The organism is Clostridium sp. C8, from assembly GCF_001010885.1.
Classification (GTDB): domain Bacteria; phylum Bacillota; class Clostridia; order Clostridiales; family Clostridiaceae; genus Clostridium; species Clostridium sartagoforme.
Window position 1 is genome coordinate 1 of the sequence record NZ_LBMX01000063.1, and the last position, 1,511, is coordinate 1,511.

The 1,511-nt window shown below is 31.3% G+C and carries 1 protein-coding gene; it reads left to right on the top strand.

Annotation, left to right across the window (positions count from 1 at the left end):
• The coding region (locus tag AAT22_RS10090) for an IS1182 family transposase (RefSeq protein WP_047001107.1) at positions 1-1,354 on the top strand (1,354 nt) is incomplete at its 5' end.
• Between the last annotated feature and the right edge of the window lie 157 nt (positions 1,355-1,511).

Consider the following 1,511-nt stretch of genomic DNA (forward strand, 5'->3'; position numbering starts at 1 on the left):
AGACATTAATTTTATGTTTTTGCTTGAGGGAGCATCCGCTCCGGATCATGCAACATTTGCAAGATTTAGAAGTCTTCATTTTGCTCCATGTTCTGAAAGGATCTTAGCTGAAACAGCTAAATTTCTTTATAAAATTGGTGAGATATCAGGAGATGCTATCTTTATTGATGGCACAAAAATAGAAGCTTATGCAAATAAATATACTTTTGTCTGGAAAAAGGCAGTTACAAAAAACATGGCAAAATTGCTAATTAAAGTGGCCGACCTTGTTAAAGAGTGCGAAGAACTTTATGATATTAAGTTAATCTATAAAAATGAAGTTCAAATGAAACATGTAAAAAAGCTTAGAAAAAAGCTTTATGCACTAAAGAAATCAGAAGGAATAGAATTCGTTCACGGATGTGGGAAAAGAAAAACTGCATTGCAACGATCAATAGAAAAACTTGAAGAATATCTTTCAAAGTTTAAAGAATATACTCAAAAAGTGTACACTTGCGGAGATAGAAACAGTTACTCAAAAACTGATGTTGATGCTACATTTATGAGGATGAAAGAAGATGCTATGAAAAACGGTCAACTTAAGCCAGCTTATAATGTGCAGCATGGTGTAGATTCAGAATATATTACATGGCTTACAGTTGGACCACAACCAACGGATACAACTACGCTAATACCTTTCTTGAAAAGCATGGAAGAAAACTTAAAATTTAAATACTTAAAAATAGTTGCAGATGCTGGATATGAAAGTGAGGAGAACTATTCATTTATTGAAGAAAATAATCAAATAGCATTTATTAAGCCATCTAATTATGAAATATCAAAAACAAGAAAATATAAAAATGATATCGGTAAAATAGAAAACATGGATTACAATGAAGAAAAAGATTTCTACATATGCCGAAATGGTAAGCAGTTAAAGGCTGAAAATATAAAAATTAGAAAATCTAAAACAGGATATGAAAGTGAAAAGACAATTTATGTTTGTGAAGATTGCAATGATTGCACTTACAAGAGTAGTTGCATCAAAGGGAATAATTGTAAAACTCCTTTGGAAGAAAGAGTAAAAAGATTTGAAACATCAAAAAAGTTTAATCGCCAAAGAAAGTCTGATTTAGAAAGAATTCTAAGCGAAGAAGGTTGCTTGCTTAGAATGAACAGAAGTATTCAAGCAGAAGGTTCTTTTGCACAAATAAAACAAGACATGAATTTCAGAAGATTTATGTGTCGTGGGCAAAAGAATGTATTAGCAGAAAGTATACTTCTTGCAATGGCACACAATATAAATAAATTACATAGTAAAATACAAGCGGGCCGCACTGGTAAGCACTTATTTGAATTGAAGAAAGCCTCATAAGTTAAATTTTAAAAAAGCTTTTTTTCTGAGGCTTATTGAAGTGCGCCTATTTTTAGTTGATTTACATGCAAATAAAAATAACACCTAAAAAGTTAATTTATAGAATAGAAAAAGGAGCTATCGCTAACGGATTTTAATCCACTAATGCGACAGCTCC